Annotated in this window: 12 protein-coding genes; 9 read left to right on the top strand and 3 right to left on the bottom strand. The window is 37.2% G+C overall.

Annotation, left to right across the window (positions count from 1 at the left end; translation table 11 throughout):
* Window positions 1–209: 209 nt before the first annotated feature.
* Window positions 210–3,128, bottom strand: a complete 2,919-nt coding sequence (locus tag IEV85_RS17780) for a TonB-dependent receptor domain-containing protein (protein ID WP_188465958.1) — start codon at window positions 3,126–3,128, stop codon at window positions 210–212.
* Between the two features lie 651 nt (window positions 3,129–3,779).
* Between IEV85_RS17780 and IEV85_RS17775 the strand changes: the two genes are divergently transcribed.
* The 5 genes from IEV85_RS17775 (at window position 3,780) to IEV85_RS17755 (ending at window position 9,585) form a co-directional block, all read left to right on the top strand.
* The gene (locus tag IEV85_RS17775) at window positions 3,780–5,726 is read left to right on the top strand and encodes a BatA domain-containing protein (RefSeq protein WP_188465956.1); all 1,947 of its coding nucleotides are present in this window, start codon (window positions 3,780–3,782) and stop codon (window positions 5,724–5,726) included.
* Between the two features lies 1 nt (window position 5,727).
* Entirely contained in the window at window positions 5,728–7,017 is a 1,290-nt protein-coding gene (locus IEV85_RS17770; protein WP_188465954.1) for a dihydroorotase, read from the top strand.
* The gene (locus IEV85_RS17765; RefSeq protein WP_188465952.1) at window positions 7,014–7,547 is read left to right on the top strand and encodes a DUF4199 family protein; all 534 of its coding nucleotides are present in this window, start codon (window positions 7,014–7,016) and stop codon (window positions 7,545–7,547) included. The genes IEV85_RS17770 and IEV85_RS17765 overlap by 4 nt, the downstream gene beginning before the upstream one ends.
* A gap of 2 nt (window positions 7,548–7,549) precedes the next feature.
* Window positions 7,550–8,515, top strand: a complete 966-nt coding sequence (locus IEV85_RS17760; protein WP_188465950.1) for a glycosyltransferase family 2 protein — start codon at window positions 7,550–7,552, stop codon at window positions 8,513–8,515.
* Between the two features lie 83 nt (window positions 8,516–8,598).
* A complete protein-coding gene (locus tag IEV85_RS17755) occupies window positions 8,599–9,585 on the top strand; it encodes a glycosyltransferase family 2 protein (protein WP_188465948.1) in 987 nt (328 codons plus the stop codon).
* Here IEV85_RS17755 and IEV85_RS17750 read toward each other — a convergent pair.
* Window positions 9,560–10,330: a class I SAM-dependent methyltransferase gene (locus IEV85_RS17750; protein WP_188465946.1), complete on the bottom strand. Its 771-nt coding sequence runs from the start codon at window positions 10,328–10,330 to the stop codon at window positions 9,560–9,562. The genes IEV85_RS17755 and IEV85_RS17750 overlap by 26 nt on opposite strands.
* A gap of 607 nt (window positions 10,331–10,937) precedes the next feature.
* Here IEV85_RS17750 and IEV85_RS17745 point away from each other — a divergent pair.
* The 4 genes from IEV85_RS17745 (at window position 10,938) to IEV85_RS17730 (ending at window position 15,663) form a co-directional block, all read left to right on the top strand.
* Complete coding sequence (locus IEV85_RS17745; RefSeq protein WP_188465944.1) at window positions 10,938–12,197, top strand: efflux RND transporter periplasmic adaptor subunit; 1,260 nt, start codon at window positions 10,938–10,940, stop codon at window positions 12,195–12,197.
* A 114-nt stretch (window positions 12,198–12,311) separates the two neighbouring features.
* Complete coding sequence (locus tag IEV85_RS17740; RefSeq protein ID WP_188465942.1) at window positions 12,312–13,655, top strand: ABC transporter permease; 1,344 nt, start codon at window positions 12,312–12,314, stop codon at window positions 13,653–13,655.
* Window positions 13,648–15,114 (top strand): TolC family protein, encoded by a 1,467-nt coding sequence (locus IEV85_RS17735; protein ID WP_188465940.1) that lies wholly within the window; start codon window positions 13,648–13,650, stop codon window positions 15,112–15,114. The genes IEV85_RS17740 and IEV85_RS17735 overlap by 8 nt, the downstream gene beginning before the upstream one ends.
* Before the next feature lie 129 nt (window positions 15,115–15,243).
* Complete coding sequence (locus tag IEV85_RS17730; protein WP_188465938.1) at window positions 15,244–15,663, top strand: hypothetical protein; 420 nt, start codon at window positions 15,244–15,246, stop codon at window positions 15,661–15,663.
* A gap of 15 nt (window positions 15,664–15,678) precedes the next feature.
* Here the strand turns inward: IEV85_RS17730 and IEV85_RS17725 are convergent, their stop codons facing one another.
* Window positions 15,679–17,982: an acyl-CoA dehydrogenase family protein gene (locus IEV85_RS17725; protein WP_188465936.1), complete on the bottom strand. Its 2,304-nt coding sequence runs from the start codon at window positions 17,980–17,982 to the stop codon at window positions 15,679–15,681.
* Between the last annotated feature and the right edge of the window lie 161 nt (window positions 17,983–18,143).

Here is an 18,143-nt window from a genome sequence, read left to right as displayed (position 1 = left end):
AGGAATAAAGTAGTATAATGTTTAGACTAGATTGAGCCAAAGCCTTGGCATATTATTTTAAAATTTATTATACTACAAGTATTGTCAGTGAAGTCAAAGATTAATTTTTGGAATTCGTAATCTTCAATAATAACCAGTAGTATTAATTGCAAAAAAAAAGGAACCAGCCAACGAAACTGATTCCTTCAAACAAAACAAAAAAGTCTTTATTAATTCATCAACTGATCAAAAGTGATTGATACATAATAAATTGCTCCAACTCTGGGAGCTCCAAAGCTTTGTATATAATAATTATTAAAGATATTAGAGCCTCCAAATTTCAACATTGATTTAATAGAAGGCAGCTTATAACTTACTTGCACATCTGCTGTTCCGAAAGCCGGTATTGTACCATCTCCAAATGAAGATTCCCACTCAAATTCTGACTGCCATCTATAAACAACGTTAAAGCCAATATTGTCAGTTAGCTTTCTGTTTCCAAATTTAATATTGAATTTGTGCTCAGGGGTATTAAAACCAAATACAAAATCATCGCTGGCATCTTGAGTGTTTAATTTATTATAGTTATAATTAAAACCAATGTTATACCTATTAGGGAGCGCATAGCTTACTTCCCCTGCAAATCCATAAGCGCTAATTTCTTCATCAGCATTAGTATATACTTGGAAAGTGTTGTCGGCAGTTCCGTTAAACAAGGTAAAATAATTGGGTGTTCCATCTGCATTGAGTGCTGCTCTCCTCATTCTTTGTTGCACAATAAAGTTGTTGTAAATATTATAATAACCAACAAAGTCGAAAAGTAGCTTATTATTGATTACACTTTTATAACCTGCTTCGAACGATTTGACTTGTTCAGGTTCTACAGATTGGAAATTATCAACAACTTCTAAATTTTCAGTATTCAAAACTCCAGTAGCATAGAAATTGTTGGCCATTTGCTCCACTGATTCAATAGTGTAGATATTAGGATTAGTTCCTATTTCATATTGTTCAAGGTTTTCTGGTAAGCCTCCTAACAATCTACTTGAAATAATATCCAGGTTGATATACTGTCCTTGTGTAGTCGGATTTCGGAAACCTGTTTGAAAAGAAGCCCGGAAATTATGATTTTTATTTACACTAAAAACTCCAGAGATTCTAGGGCTTACTACCACATTAAAATTCTCGTTTTTATCTGCTCTTATAGACCCTGTTAACTTTAATTTGTCTTCAAGAACTCTTTTTGAAGCTTGCACAAAACCTCCAATTTCATTGATTGTAATAGGGTTGTCTTCACTATCCGGAAATATGGTTCCATTTGATCTTAAGTCATACTGTCTGAAGCTAGCTCCAACCAATAGATCCATGAATCCTAGTTTTTCGCTAAAATCATACTGACCTTCTGCATGGTATAATCGAGATTGATCATTGAATTTTGGTCCGTCTGGAACTGTCCCCTCTAGGGCTTCGGATAATATTTGCTGACCTTCTTGGGAGTTAGAATCAATATTGAAAAAATCTTCAGTATTTGTTCTGGCATATTCAAATGCTTGTTGCATCATGGCAGGTGTTAAGTCTGCTGGAGAGTCAGTGTTTGGATCTATACCCTGATTTTGTAAGGATGCCAAATAATTATAAGCATACGTTCCCAACCAACCAGATACATCTTGAGTAAATGCTCCTATGGGACTATTAGCTACCTGAAGATCTAATACTCTCTTGGCATAAAATTCTGTTATATAAGAATCTCCTGAATTTTCTAAAGTAGCATAACCTCTCACAAACCAATTATTACCTTCAGCCTGAATTCTATGTTGCTGAATTCCAAAATTTTTCAAAGAGTATCTTTGTGCTCCCGTGTATATACTGGTACCATATCCGGCATTCCATAAGTAACTTAGTTCAATATCTGAAGTAGGTCGATAGTATAATCCGATATTTCCTTTTAAGTTTTCAGCACCATAATCTATTAACTCATGCTCTCTATATGGAGATGCGGAAACTACCTGGTTAGGTAAAAAGCCATTTTGAACAAAATCCGTTACAGGCACACCTTTCTGTACTCCTTGAATTTGTGAATTACTACTTAGTTGTGAGGCTAATGTTTGCCAATTACTTGAGAGCTGTAAAATGGACATGTTGATTGCTGCCTCATCTCCCATTGTGTTAGGGAAGTCGCTTCCCGGGTTGCGATAGTTATCATATCCAGGATCTACGGCAGCATTTCTATCTGATGAATAATCTGTTGCATACCAGTCTTCAGCTCGCATATAACTTACATTTACTTTAAAGGCAAACCTATTATTGAAAGACTTAGCATATCTGATAGAAGCTTCATACATTGGTTGTGGAGAGCTTGGAGCACCTGCTTCGGTATCTGCACCGATATGGTTTACGCCTATTTTTGCAAAAGCACTAAGTCCCTCGTAATCAAATGCTGATTTACTGGTAACACGCATTATGCCGTTGAAGGCATTAGGTCCATAGAGTGCTGATTGCGCTCCTGGAATAAATTCCACACTTTCTACATCTAATTCGGATGGACCATTTAAGTTGCCAATAGGGAAGTTTAAGGCTGGAGCCTGAGTATCCATTCCATCAGTTAATTGAACAAATCTTGTATTACCGGTTGAGTTAAAGCCTCTGGCGTTCACGATTTGAAAATTAATACTACTTTGAGTTACATCAACCCCTTTTAAGTATTGCATGCTTTTGTAATAATTATCAGCAGGAGTTTGCTGAATAGAAATTAAGTCCATTTTCTCAATAGTAGCTGATGACTGCAAAATGCTTTCTTCTACTCTTGAGGCAGATACAACCACTTCCTGGCCTAGTAGAACTTCCTCTTCTAGCTTTATATTAATAGGCTGCGTATTGGTTACTTCTACTTCCTCAGTTGTGTAGCCTACCATACTGAATTGTAAAGTAATAGGGAGCTCCATATTAAGCTTGAGATCGAAATTACCATCAAAATCCGTAGTGGTTCCCAGTACCTTGCCTTTTACCAAAACATTCACACCAATCAGGGTGGAACCTGTTTTAGCATCTACAACAGTACCCTTAAGTTGAGTGGTTTGCGCCTGCACTTGCCAGGCAAAACCTAGTAGTATAAAAATGAGACTTACTTTCTTGAGTAGATTAATTTTCATATAAATTGAGTTTTAAACTGATGTTATTTTAACCTCGACTGATAGTTTTTTATCTTGTACTAAAGACAATTTTAAATAAATTAATGAATTATTTTGTAATAATTAAGAAGAATATTTCAATAAATGTGTTTTGTGGTCTAATAAATTGATTTTTGAACCTAAAACGGATATGTTTTGCTATTATTCGTCATTTTTAAGAGAATTGCTGGGTCAGTTTTAATATACTTGATATTGATAAAATTGCCACGCTGCGTCCCCAATCACCCATCTTTATTATGGTCTTTCAAGTATCATTCTTTAAATATAGAAGATTCTGCTACAACCTAATCTCTCCCAAATATCTGGTTATTCCGAGTTCCATTTGCGCCACTTGTTAAGCATTTGAATGAAGGAATCTATTGCTATGAAGTGCTTTTTGAAGTTAGCTGCTTACTAATAGAAAGATTGCTTCGTGCCTCGCAATAACCAGTTGATTTTAGGCGATGCTTTTTGATTATTAAGATTGCCGCGCTGCGCTGGCAATGGACAGAGGTATAATTGCTTCCCCAATCCCCACAATAAGCTAGTATCCCAAGTAGTTTATCATTGTAAATGAATTAAATCTCCCAATCTGTTGATTCCTTCTGCGCTTTCGGCTAATTTGCAACCTGTATGAATATTACTAATCCCAATGCCCTTTGGCTGCTATCTTTCCTGGTAATACCTATTCTGATTCATTTATTTCAGTTCAGAAGATATAAAAAGCTAAAGTTTAGTAACGTAGCATTCCTGAAGGCAATTAACCAGGAACAAAGAAATACGCGCAGGCTAAAGCACTTATTAATTTTATTAAGTCGGCTGCTATTCATTATATTTTTTGTTCTGTGCATTGCCAAGCCTTTTTGGCCCTCACAAAAAGCTGCAGGAGAGGTCAACCTGATTATTCTCGATCAGTCAGCTTCTAATTTATCTCTGGCGGAAGGCAGGCCTAATGCTGTACTGGAGGAAAACATGAACCTCATTAATCAATTGCAGGAACAATTTCCTGAAAACATTAAAATAATTAATGAATTAGGAGGAAATGTAGAACCTTACAACAATGTAGCTATTCATCCTCGCAGTACTTCAATTAATCTGGAGCAGTTGCTGAAAGAAAATGAAAATGCTTCGAAAGTTTTACTATTGAGCGATTTTCAAACCCAGGTGATTGATGATAATAAATCAGTTTTCTCAGACTCTTCCCGTCAATTTGTGATGATGCCTCCCTATAATGAAAGCCCTGCCAATTTACTTTGGGATTCAGTATGGGTAACAAATAACACCTTGAATGAGTCCGTTATTTTGCAGTTTTCTAAAACAGGAAGTGCTGAATCCGTTAATATAGCTCTTGAAAATGAGGAAAGTTTGTTGGGGAGCAGACAGGTAACCGTTGAGGAAAATACCTTTGATACTATCTCATTTCAACTGCAGTCTGCCTCTTCTTTACAAGATAAGCAACGTTTTACTTTTACTTCAGAAGATGCTGTGGCTACCTTCGATAACAAATTCTACTTCAACAAAATCAATTTTGGGAAAATTAAAGTAATCTTATTATCAGGCGATAAAGAAAATAATAACATTAGGTCTCTATTTGAAGGTAACGACCTTTTCGAATTCAGTAGTGAAAATGTCAATAACTACTCTTTTCAAAGCCTTGATAATTACGATGTCGCAATTGTTAAAGTGGGGAGTTCCTTCAATTCTTTCCAGGCAGATGCACTAAAGGCTTATGCCGAAAGAGGTAATACACTCATCATTATTCCGGAAGCTGATTTTACGGCTACCGAACTATTAAGTGGCTTTGGTTTAGGTAATGTGCGGCTTGTTCCTTCTTCAGATCAGGAGATTAAGCTTCAAAATCCTGATCCGCAAAATCCATTTTTCAATAATATTTTCCAGAAGACTGACAGAAATATGAATATGCCGGAAGCAGCTCTATTTCTTAACTGGCAGTCGGGTCAGAATTTGCTCGCTTACATTAACGGGTATCCTTTCTTAAGCAGAACAGGTCAAAATCAGAATATCTATACTTTTTCTGCTCCCCTTAATCTCAACTATACAAATTTTGAACGCCACGGGTTGTTTCTTCCTATCTTTTATAAGATGGCCTTTTTCGGCAAGTCTGAAAACAGATTGAATTACCACTTTTTGGATGAAGATGTTATTGAGTTTACGCACGCGGGCATCCCTTCGGGCACCATCTTAAAGATTGAAAACGAAGAGCAGGAGCTTATACCTGATCAGAGAATAAATGGAGATAAAATAAGTCTTATTTTGCCTCAGGAAGAAATAATGGCAGGATTTTATGAACTGAGAGATTCAAAAACAGACTCTCTATATTCTTACCTGGCCTTTAACTATCCTAAGGATGAGAGCCGAAACAGTTTCTATACTGCTGTGCAGTTACAGGAGTTATTTTCAGCCTCCGAAAATATAACAGTGCTGGACGAGTACGATATATCTACACTGGAAAGTTATCTTTTAGAAAGCAAAGAAGGTTTTCCTTTGTGGAAATACTTCTTAATATTAGCTTTGTTGAGTTTATTAGCTGAAGTTTTAATTATTCGCCTGCTTAAATAATATGCGCACCTATATAAAGGATGTAAAAATAATAGCTCCCGGCTCATCACTTCATCAGCAAAAGGTAAATCTGCTGGTCGACAACGGGAAAATTTCTGAGATCAATCCTGATACAGTAGGGAATGTAGAGATTACCATTGATCAACCGGGATTACTAGCTTCAGCCTCATGGTTCGATATGCGGACTTTCAGTGGCGAGCCTGGTGAGGAATTCAGGGAAGATCTTGAGAGTTTAGCAAATGTGCTGATGGCAGGAGGCTTTGGCGGAGCGTTGTTAATGCCTAATACAAAGCCTGTATTGCAGTATAGGAGCGATTTTTCCTCCATTTTTGCCAAGAATAACGGAAAAGCCACCACTATTTATCCTGCTTCTGCTGTTACTATTAATTGTGATGGTGAAAATCTGAATGAAATGCTGGATGCCCATCATGCTGGTGCAATTGCATTTACTGATGGTTTACAGCCATTATGGAATAGCGATATTTTAGTGAAGTCGCTTCAGTACCTGCAAAAGTTTAATGGTCTTTTAATTAATTTTCCTCAGGACAAAAACCTCGCAATGTTTGGTCAGATGAACGAGGGTGTGGTGAGTACAGGATTAGGCTTAAAGGGAATTCCACATTTAGCGGAGGAACTGATGATTCAGCGTGACCTGGAACTTTTGAAATATGCTGAAGGTAAACTCCACTTTTCCGGCTTAAGCAGTGCTAAAAGTGTGCAGCTCATCAGGGAAGCCAAAAAGGTAGGTTTAAATGTAACATGCGATGTTACTATACACCACCTGATTTTAGATGACAGCAAGCTGGAAACTTTTGATGCTAATTATAAGGTTTCTCCTCCTTTGCGCACTAAAAAAGATATTGAAGCTTTAATTGAAGGAGTAAATGACGGAACTATTGATGTAATAGTATCTGCTCATTTGCCATACGATCAGGATCATAAGCAATTGGAGTTTGATTTAGCTTCTTTTGGCATCATGGGTAGCCAGATTTTATTTTCTCTCTATGCTAAATTTTTAAGAGATAAAATAGAGCTGGAAACATTTATCAGATGTATATCACATAATCCGAAGGCTATACTTAATTTACCACAGTTTGATTTTGAGGTAAACCAGCCGGCTGAAATTACTTTATTTAGTATGGAGAGCGAGTGGATATTTGATAATAGTACTAATCAATCCAAAAGTGATAATAGTCCATTTTATAATAGCTCATTTTCGGCCAGGCCATTGGCTGTATTTAATAAATCGGAAGCTTATTTTAACCCTTCTATCACACAGAATAAATCATGAACTTAATAGTTAAGATACCGCTCCGTTTTAGTCTTATCGCCTCATTTTTTGTGGTGTTAATGTTCTTTCTCATTATTCTTCTGGAAAAGAACCCGGTGATTTACACCAGTAACATCATATTTATCGGCCCCATGCTTAGCGTCTTTTTATTTTTAAGTATAAAAGCTTTCCGGGATGTCAACCCTGATGGACTTCGATTTTGGCAGGGGTTTTCTATTGGGTTAATTTATACACTCGTATTTACTGTATGCTATGCTCTTTTTCTATGGCTGTACGCCAGTATTATGGATGATATTTATTTTGATGAATACAGGGCAATGATCATAGAAAAAATACAGGCAGGAAAAGATATGTTGGTGGATCAGATGGGCGAAGAAGGTTATCAGGATTACCTTAAATCCGGAGAGTCCTCTAATGGGAGAATAATTGGTAGTTTGGCCTTTAATAATATTCTGATAGGTTTTTTAATTACTCCTCTCATCTCATTATTCATGCGTACAAGTGAACCGCAAAAACAAAATCTGGATTGAATATGTCATACGCAATCAGTATAGTTATTCCGGTTTTTAATGAAGATGAATCTTTAAATGAGCTTCATGCCTGGATTCACCGCGTAATGCAGGAAAATGCTTCTTTAACTTATGAAATACTTATGATTGATGATGGCAGTACGGATAATTCATGGGAAGTGATCTCAGCCCTGTCTGCTAAACACCAGGAAGTTAAAGGCATGAAATTTTCTCGTAATTATGGTAAGTCTGCTGCATTACATACAGGTTTTAATGCGGCAACGGGTGATGTGGTAATTACTATGGATGCTGATATGCAGGATAGTCCTGATGAAATACCTGCACTTTATTATAAGGTAGTTGAGGAGAATTATGATATAGTTTCAGGGTGGAAAAAAAAGAGGTTCGACCCTATTAGCAAAACGATCCCCTCCAAATTTTTCAACTTTGTTACCCGAAAAATTTCGGGAATAAAACTGCATGATTTTAATTGTGGCTTAAAGGCTTATCGTCAGAAAGTAGTCAAAAATATAGAAGTATATGGTGAGATGCATCGCTATATTCCTGTAATAGCCAAATGGAATGGCTTTAAAAATATAGGAGAAAAAGAGGTGGTGCACAGAGCCCGAAAATATGGTGAAACTAAATATGGGTTGGAGCGCTTTCTATTTGGCTTTCTGGATCTGCTCTCTATTACCTTCGTTTCTAAATTTAAGAAAAGCCCGATGCACTTCTTTGGTACCTTAGGTACTCTGTCTTTTGTTTTTGGTTTTTTTGTTACCATCTACATCATTGGGCGTAAATTTTATGAAATAAAGCAGCATCTTCCTGTAAGGGAAATAGTAGATCAGCCATTATTTTTTCTGGCCTTGGTGGCCCTACTTGCAGGAATCCAACTTTTTTTGGCTGGCTTTATAGGAGAAATGATCACGATGAATTCACCTCGAAAAGTTGAATATATCATTGAAGATGAGAAAGGTTTTAAATGAAATTCATATGATGGATCAAGAGCAATTGAGGAGTGGCGTCTGTCAGGAAAATTCCATGTGGCATCCATAAATAAACCTAACACATGAAATTTTATTCCATAATTATTCCTGTATACAATAGACCTGATGAAATAAGAGAGCTGCTCGAAAGCCTTACAAGGCAAACATATAACAAGTTTGAGGTGCTGGTTATAGAGGATGGCTCAGATAAAAAATGTGAGGATATTTGTGCTTCTTTTTCAGACAAAATCTACATTAAGTATTTCTATAAAGAAAATACAGGACAGGGTTTTAGTAGAAATTATGGTTATGAAAGAGCCAAGGGAGAATATTTTGTTGTATTTGACTCCGACTGCATTATCCCTTCTAACTATTTTGAAGTAGTAGATGAGTTTCTCAGAGATTACCCTTTTGATGCTTATGGTGGCCCTGATGCTGCTTTGGACTCTTTTACTTCTACCCAAAAAGCAATTAGTTACTCTATGACTTCTTTTTTTACAACGGGAGGCATAAGAGGAGGTAAACTCCATGTGGGCACTTTTCGCCCAAGAAGTTTCAATATGGGGATTTCGCGTATGGTATATGAAAAAACTAGAGGTTATGTAATTACGAGAATGGCTGAAGACCTTGAGTTCAGCATTCGTATTGAGAAAGCCGGCTTTAAAATAGGCCTTATCCCTAACGCAGTAGTTTACCATAAAAGAAGAACAGACCTTAAGCAATTCTACAAGCAGCTTTTCTTTTTTGGAAGAGGTCGTATCAATCTTTACAGATTTTATAAAGAAGAGTTAAAGCCTGTGCATGCTTTTCCCTCCGTTTTTAGTTTAGGTCTTATTGTGTGGTTGATAAGTTTCTTTATTTATTCGCCTGTTTTCAGGATAGGAAGTATCTTAGTTATTCTGTATTGTTTCATCCTGTTTATGGATTCAGTATTTAAAGCCAAAAGTTTTAAAGTGGCTATACTAAGCATTGCCGCTTCTTTTACACAATTGGTTGCATATGGAATGGGTTTTTTAAAGGAGTTAATTACCTACATTAAGGAGCCTAAGCCTTCTTCACCAAATAAATAATTTCATCTTTAGGTAAAGCATATTTCTGAATCCAATCATGGGGGATTTCATTGATGTAATTTTCTTCAATTACCTCAAAACCAGCTTTTCTCAGGCGATCTGGATAATCCCTTCCATAAAGCCGTACATGGTCATCCTGTCCGAAAACTTTTTCTCTTTCTTTAGGATCAGTAATAGCATTGTTTTCATAAGTTTCATCCTGCAATGGAGGGAAAAAAGGCACCTGAATAATGCCCCAACCTCCCGGTTTAAGAACTCTTTTTAATTCTGACATAGCCTTAATGTCATCGTCAACATGCTCCATTACGTGATTACAAAAAGTAACATCAAATGTGTTTTCCTCAAATGGAATATTATGAACATCCATTTTTACTTTAGCCAACGGAGACTCCAGGTCTGCAGTAATGTAATTTTCTTTATGCAGCGCTTCAAAATGTTTCATAAAGCACTGCTCAGGGGCAACATGAAGAACTTTCAGTTTTGACGTGAAAAAGTTGGTTTTATTCTTAAGGTACAACCATATTAAGCGGTGCCTTTCCAGAGAAAGCGTATCCGGGCACAAAGCATTTTCTCTGGGGTTTACCCTGCCGTAGGGTAAAAATTTCCGGTAGCCTTTGCCATTAATAGGACAATAAACATTGTTCCCTCTGTAAAATAGGCCAATAATTTTTAAGCTGGCACCACTTACCAATTGGATGTATTTTCTTGGGATGTTTCTTAGTACAAAACTGATGATTTGCTTCATGAATGGCTAATTTGACTGCAAAGGTAGTAAAGTTTAATTATTTGTGAAGCTGCTACATTAAACATGCATTCTTCAATAGAATTTTAATATTGACTAACTCCTCTTAAAATAAAACTATTTAGCTGTTACAGGCATCAGCATTAAAAAGCCTCTTGCATATGTGATTTATTAAATGCATCAATTAGGAATTAAAGTAATTGAGAAGATGTAAAAAGTCATCTCAATACAGTATGAGTGAGTGCTAAAGTGTTTTAAAATCAAATAATCCTCTGTTTTTTTTAAAATAGAATCATTGCTTTATTATCCAAGATGACATGAAAAGGAAGAATGTGTGAGCGTTTTATTTGAACTAACTATTTCTTTAGTAGGTTCCATAAATTGATAGGTGGTGCTTTTATTCTAAATAATATAAATAAATTTACATGTATAACGTTAGGTTATCGATTGATTCAGTTTTAGGTAAAGAAATCTTTTTATAATCATTGAGCATGGTTATATAACATCCACCGAGAATGAAACTTGATTTTGCGAATCCTCCCTTTGGAAAATCCCTTTGGGCATACCGCTGAAGTGGTACAAACTGTGACAAAAAGTAATTATTATACCCATGAAAAAAAGAATACTTATTGGTTCCGCCATCCTTATTGTTTTAATTATTTCCTTTTATACCTTCCGAGGTAGTAGTACCAACGAGACAGTGGAAATAATGACAGAGGCTAAGTCAGGAGACTTTGTAATAGCCATTACAACCACTGGAGAGTTAGAAGCAAAAAACTCCATCAAAATAACAGGCCCTTCCGGCTTGCGTGCTGCCAGGATATGGAATGTTAAAGTAGACAGAATTGTGGATGAAGGAACAGTTGTTAAAAAGGGAGACTTTGTAGCCTCACTTGATCCTTCTGAACTATCCGACAGGATTAGAAATACGGAAAATGAATACCAGCAAAGTCTGTCAAAGTATACACAAACTAAGTTAGATACTGCGCTCACCTTAAGGCAGTCACGCGATGAACTAATCAATCTTGAGTTTGCAGTGGAAGAAAGAGAGCTTATACTGGAGCAATCACAATTTGAGCCACCTGCAACTATTAAGCAAGCGGAGATTGATCTGGAGAAGTCAAAAAGAGCTTTTCAGCAAGCCAAAGAAAACTACCTGTTAAAAAAGCAAAAAGCAGTGGCGCAAATGCAGGAAGCCAATGCTGCATTGGCAGAGGACAGGAGTGAAAGAGACTTTTTGGTAGAGCTTAAAGATAAATTCAATATTATGGCACCTGAAGAAGGTATGGTAATCTATGTGAGAGATTATGACGGTAGTAAAAAAGGAGAGGGATCTAATATTGGTGCCTGGGATCCTACAGTGGCCACATTGCCTGATTTATCTACTATGATCTCGGTAACTTATGTAAATGAGGTAGATATTAGGAAGATCAAGCCAGGACAAAAAGTAAATATTGGTTTGGATGCTTTTCCTGATAAAAAACTAACAGGAGAGGTAATTTCAGTAGCTAATGTGGGCGAGCAAAGGCCTAACTCCGATGCCAAAGTTTTTGAAGTAAAAGTTGAGATAAAAGAAAGCGACTCTTCTTTAAGGCCAGCCATGACTACCGCCAATGAAATTATTATTGATGTGGTATCTAAAGGCATATTTATTCCACTGGAATCAGTATACAACCAGGGTGATTCTCTTTCTTATGTATATACAAAATCAGGTCTGGAAACTATCAAACAACAAGTGGTTTTAGGTAAAGCGAATGCCAATGAAGTAATTGTAGAGTCAGGTTTAGGTGCAGGCGAAAAAGTTTACCTGATAGCACCACAGGGTTTGGAGGAGAAAGAAGTAGAGCTTATTACAAATTCTGCAGAATGAAATAGCTGTAAATCAGTATTTAAGAACTAACTGAGATTAGATGAGGAAATATAATTTATTAAATGTTCAGAAAACTGAGCTATTCCATTTGACCCATAAAGACCAATCATATACATGAAAGAGAGAATCCTCGCAAATTTAAACGTAGCTTTTGAGGCTGTAGTAAATAACGGAATGCGCTCTTTCCTTACGGCACTGGGAATTATTTTTGGAGTGGCAGCTGTAATTTCCATGCTGGCAATCGGGAATGGAGCACAGCAGGAAATACTGAATCAAATTAAGCTGGTAGGTGTCAATAATATTGTTATTGAGCCTGTTGTAGAGCAAAAGGAGGAAGAATTGGCTTCCCAAAGTAACATCAAAGAAGAACAGAAGAAATTTAGCCCGGGCCTTACCTTGGCAGATGCCAGAAGTATTGCTCAGATTATTCCCGGTATTGATAGGGTGAGCCCGGAAATAGTTATAGAAACTTATGTGATCAGAAATGGAATCCGCAGATCTGCTAAATTAGTGGGAGTAGATCCTGCTTATTTCAATCTTTCTGCTTTCGAATTAAGTGAAGGGAAGCATTTTAATGAAGATCAGATGATTAAAGGTACCCGGGTTTGTGTAATTGGAAAATCGGTGAGTTCAAGGTTTTTTGCAGACACCAACCCTGTAGGTAAAATGATTAAGGTAGGTCCGCACTGGCTAAAAGTGATAGGCGTGTTAAAAGAGCGTATTTATACCGAACAAAGCCTGGAGAATTTGGGCTTGAGGGATTTTAATATGGATATTTATACGCCTGTGCAAACAGTGCTTGTCAATTACAAAAACAGGGCTGCCCTCACCCAGGCTCAGTTGAAAAAGGCTAACACAAATAGTGGTGAAGAAGAAGGCAATACCAGCTCTAAGGCTCCTTCTAATTATCATCAGTTAGATAAACTGACGGTACAGGTTGAAAACTCAGAGCGCTTATCGGCAACAGCGGAGATAATTTCCCGGATGCTGAAAAGAAGGCACTACGATGTGGTGGATTTTGAGGTAACAGTTCCTGAATTGCTTCTGAAGCAACAGCAAAAGACTAAGAATATATTCAATATAGTACTTGGAGCAATTGCAGGAATTTCGCTTTTGGTAGGAGGCATTGGTATAATGAATATTATGTTGGCTTCTGTGATGGAGCGGATAAAGGAAATAGGTTTGAGAATTTCACTGGGTGCACAAAGATCGGATGTGGTACTCCAGTTCTTGTTTGAGGCCGTGATGATTAGTATCAGCGGAGGTATTATAGGAGTAATTCTCGGCATTGTATTCGCTTATTTAGTCTCTTCTTTTGCAGAGATACCAACTATTGTCAGTGGAATATCCATCTTTATATCCTTTGGAGTGGCAGCAAGTGTGGGCTTGATATTCGGTATTGCTCCCGCCCGTAAAGCAGCTAATCAGGACCCAATAACATCTTTAAGACATGAATAAAATTACAGTATTATTAATTACCATTCTCTTCTTTCAGGTAAGCACAGAACTGGTAGCTCAACGGAGCTATACGCTGGAAGAAGTAATTGAAATAGCTAAAGAGAACTCGCCAGCATACAAGCAGGCAGAAACACGAAAAGAAAACAGATATTGGCAGTATCGTGTATTTAAATCGAACTTTGTTCCGCAGCTTTCACTAAGTGGAACCGTGCCCAATTTCAACAATTCTGTAGTGCCTGTAACGCAGGAAGATGGTTCAACAGAATTCAGGTCAGTATTTAACAGTAATTCCAATGTGTCACTCAATTTGGAGCAACAAATAGGCCTTACCGGAGGAACTGTATTTGTAAGTTCATCTTTAAACCGTTTTGATGATTTCAATGAAAACTTTGTGAACTACGGTGGTGACCCCCTCTCCGTAGGTTTCAGGCAACCTATTTTTAGTTTTAATGAATTGAAGTGGGACAAAAAGATAGAGCCTTTACGGTATGAAGAGTCTAAAAGAGAATACATTGAGGAGTTTGAGCAAATTTCTAAAGATGTTGCCAGACTCTATTTCGATTTACTTAGCGCTCAGGTAGGAATTCAGATTGCGCAGAAAAACCTGGGGAACAATGATACCATCTATAAGATTGCCCAGGGAAGATATGAGTTGGGAAAAATTCCTGAAAATGAGTTGCTGCAGCTTGAATTAAGTCTTATGAATTCCAGACAGGCAGTTGCACAATCGAAACTTGATTTGGAAACAAGGCAGTTATATTTAAAATCTTATTTAGGTCTTAAGACTACTGATGATCTTTCTCTGGTGATTCCTAATGATATACCAGAGTTTTCAATTGATCCCGATTTAGCGCTTGAAGAAGCATTGAACAACAGAACTGATGCAATTGGATTTAGAAGAAGGGTTTTGGAGGCGGAAAAAGAAGTTGACCGTGCGAGAGGGGAAACCGGTTTAAATATGGATTTCTTCGGCAGTTTTGGTTTAACCAATAATGCGCAGGACCTTCCTGCTATTTATCAAAATGCGCAGGAGCAGCAACGTATTCAATTAGGTTTTAGCATTCCTATTGTAGACTGGGGAAGGCAAAAATCAAGAGTGAGAACAGCAGAAGCTAATTTTCAGCTGGTGGAGTATACTATTGAACAAGAGAGAGTGGATTTTCAGCAGGAGGTTTATACACAAGTAAAAACCTTAGAGATGTTGAGAGACCAGGTTAAAATAACCCAGAAAGCGGATGATATTTCTCAAAGAAGGTATAATATTGCCAAAAACAGATACCTGATCGGTAAAATTAGTATCACTGACTTATCTATTGCGTTAACAGAAAAGGATCAGGCAAAAAGAGATTATATCAATTCATTGGGGAATTTCTGGCAGGCTTACTATAACTTAAGACAATTAACGCTTTACGATTTCAAAGAGAACCAAAGACTGACGGAACAGAGCCCGAATAATTAAAGTATAAGTAAATATACCTTTGTGGTTTTGTAGTTTCTTCAATTTACAGCTATAAATAAGCTGTTCTTTGGTTTAACACTTTAAAATGAATTAAATTTCCGAAATCATTTTTTAAGCATTAATAGCTGTATGGGAGAAAAGCAAACCTGTGTAAATAGAGCACTTCTTACTGGAATTCTGGTGTTTTTTCTATCTTTTCCTGCTTTTTCGCAAATTGACTATTCAAAAAAATCTACTGAAAAAGTAAAACGAAATCCGGAACTTTTACCTGATAAAAAGGAAAAGGAGAGGCGCTTGCTAACAATCTATACAAAAGACACAAAGGATATTCTTTATGGGAATCCATGCATGGATGCTGTTACTGATAGATTTGGTTTTGAGTATGTAGTAATGCCTAAAAACGCTCCGGGTTTTTCTTCAGGAGGTCAACGCTTCTTTCATAACCTTGGCGTAAAAACACTTCTCTTCTTTAGAAATCCGTTTTGGGGAATAATTACTAAAAAGGAAGCAAAAGCCTGTCGACAAAAAACAGGCGATTATGCAGGGTAAAAAGAGTTTTTCTCATTAAGATACTCTTTTAGCAATTTCCGCTGCCAGGCAGTTTTCAGGAATATCAAAAGCATCGGTAAGGGCCACAGCATCTTGTCTTAACTCCCAACTAAGCTGATTAACCATTTTCCTGATTGATTTTGTTTTAACACCCTCCATATAGCCCTGCTCCAGGTACCAACCTCTGTTCCTTTCAATTGTAAAAAGAGCGAAAAGTTGTGCTAATTTTCTGAGAATATTCTTCACAGGTTCATCGTCAGTTGTCTCTACCTGTTGCTGAAACTGCTCCAACACGATTCTTTCAATATATGCCTTTCCTACATTTACCAAATGATGGCCGCTTACGTTGGTGGCATCAAAGGTATCCATTCCGCCTTCAATTAATTTTTTTAAGCGTTGAGCTGCAGAACTTAAAATAGCTTCTTCTCTGTATTCAAAAGCGCTTTTATGAAATTCAAAATCCAGCAGGTGCTCATCATCAGTCTTACGAACGATAATAGGGTTTTTTTCAGTCAGAGAAGTTTTAGCTCTATCAGCCAGATAATTAACAACAGTGAAAAAGTCCATCTCATTAAACTCCTGCCTGAATTCTGACAATCTGTTTTTAGCGACTAATTGCATAAGCACAGTGTTATCACCTTCAAACGTGGTATATATTTCTGTGTCATTTTTCAAGTCAGGTATTCTGTTCTCAGCTAAATAGCCTTTTCCACCCACCGCTTCCCTGCATTCCTGCAAAGTAGCCGTTGTAAACCAAGTAGTATAAGCTTTCAGCCCTGCAGCCAGGGCTTCAATTTCCTGAGCATCCTCTTTACTTCTGTTTAAGAATCTTTCCGTTAAATATTGCAATGCAAAGTGAAGCCCGTAAGCTGTTGCCAATGGTGGTAATAACCTTCTTTGATGCATTCTGTAATTTAGAATAGGCACTTCTTCTCCACCCTTTGGGCCAAATTGTCTTCGTTTATCACTATGTCTTATGGCAATCGTGAGGCCGGATTTTGCGGCTGAAAGTGCTGAGCGGGGAATTCCAATTCTACCCCCTACAAGTGTGCCCAGCATGGTGAAAAATCTTTTGTTATCACTTGTAATAGGACTTTCAAATTCTCCTTTTTCATTGATAGAGGCATACTTGTCCAGCATGTTCTCTTTAGGAATCACTACCTGGTTGAACCATATTTTGCCATTATCCACTCCATTCAAGCCCATCTTTTTGCCATTATCTTCAATGGTCACTCCTTCCAGTGTTTCACCTTTCTCGTTTCTGATAGGTACCACGAAAGTATTTACACCATAGTCGGTTCCGTCAATAATTAATTTCGCAAATACAGTGGCCATTTGTCCGTGTACAGCCGCATTGCCAATATACTCTTTGCAGGCTAGTATATGTGGGGTGTTTATCGTGATAGTTTGCTTCTGATGATTATAAGTAGCCGTGGTTTCCAACCCTTTCACATTACTACCATGGTTAGTTTCCGTCATAGCGAAACAGCCGGGAATTTGAAGGGTTCCTATGGCTTTAAGGTACTTCTGATGATGTTTTTCTGTACCAAGAAAGAAAACACTCATTCCCCAAAGACCAAACTGTACACCAAATTTAATCACCATGCTTAGGTCATGATAGCTGAGGGTTTCCATAATGGTAAAATAGCCTCGCATATCATCTTTACCGCCATATTCTTTAGGAAATGCCCAGCTTCCCAATCCTTCTTTTGCCAATATTTTACAAAGTTGAAGCACCTGTTCACGTTGCCTGGCAACGTCTCCGGTGTCAGGATATTTAAAACTTTCATCTCCAATAATATCCTTTACCTTTTTGATCAGATCTGCCTGAGAACCATCCAACAAAGCAGTTAGTTTTTTCGGATCGAAAAGTGGTTCTGCTTTTTGCTCACCGGTAATAGTTCTATGCCCCTGCTGGAAAATGTAGTTGACCTCATTATGCACCAGGCCTAATTTCGCTTCGGTTTCTCTTAATTTGTTGATTGTGTCTTCAGATAAATCTTCAGATTGGCCATTTCCATGAATTTTCACCAGTTCTTTACCTAAGGAAGTGAGGTTTTTATGTTGCCCTTCTTTTTGGGCTTCTGAAATGATACTTTCCCATTTCTTTAGCTCTTTTGGATTTATTTTTTTATTCGGGTCCAGATAAGATTTCAGGTACTGCTTTTCTTCTTCTTTTAACCACTCTAATTCACCTATAAGTTCTTCCATGGTTTTAATTTCAGTGGAAGTTAGTATGAAATCAGCCCACAGCGTATAATACAGAGGTAAGAAGAGGTATAATTTAGGGTTGGCTTCAAGTTGTTCAGAGTCTATCATAAAGAGCTGTTTATTTAGTAGTGATATTATTCAATTTATACTTAACGCTATAACTGATTTTTTGATTTATATTTTGCCAATTGCATCAGTAAGACTAGCTGATATTAAAGATTATAATCTTTCAATGGATCCCGGGAGAAATAAGCTACTTGTTGGATTTG

The sequence above is a fragment of the Marivirga lumbricoides genome (assembly GCF_014636295.1).
Lineage (GTDB): Bacteria > Bacteroidota > Bacteroidia > Cytophagales > Cyclobacteriaceae > Marivirga > Marivirga lumbricoides.
Note: the sequence above shows the minus strand (reverse complement) of the source record. Positions and strands in the feature narration are given on the sequence as shown.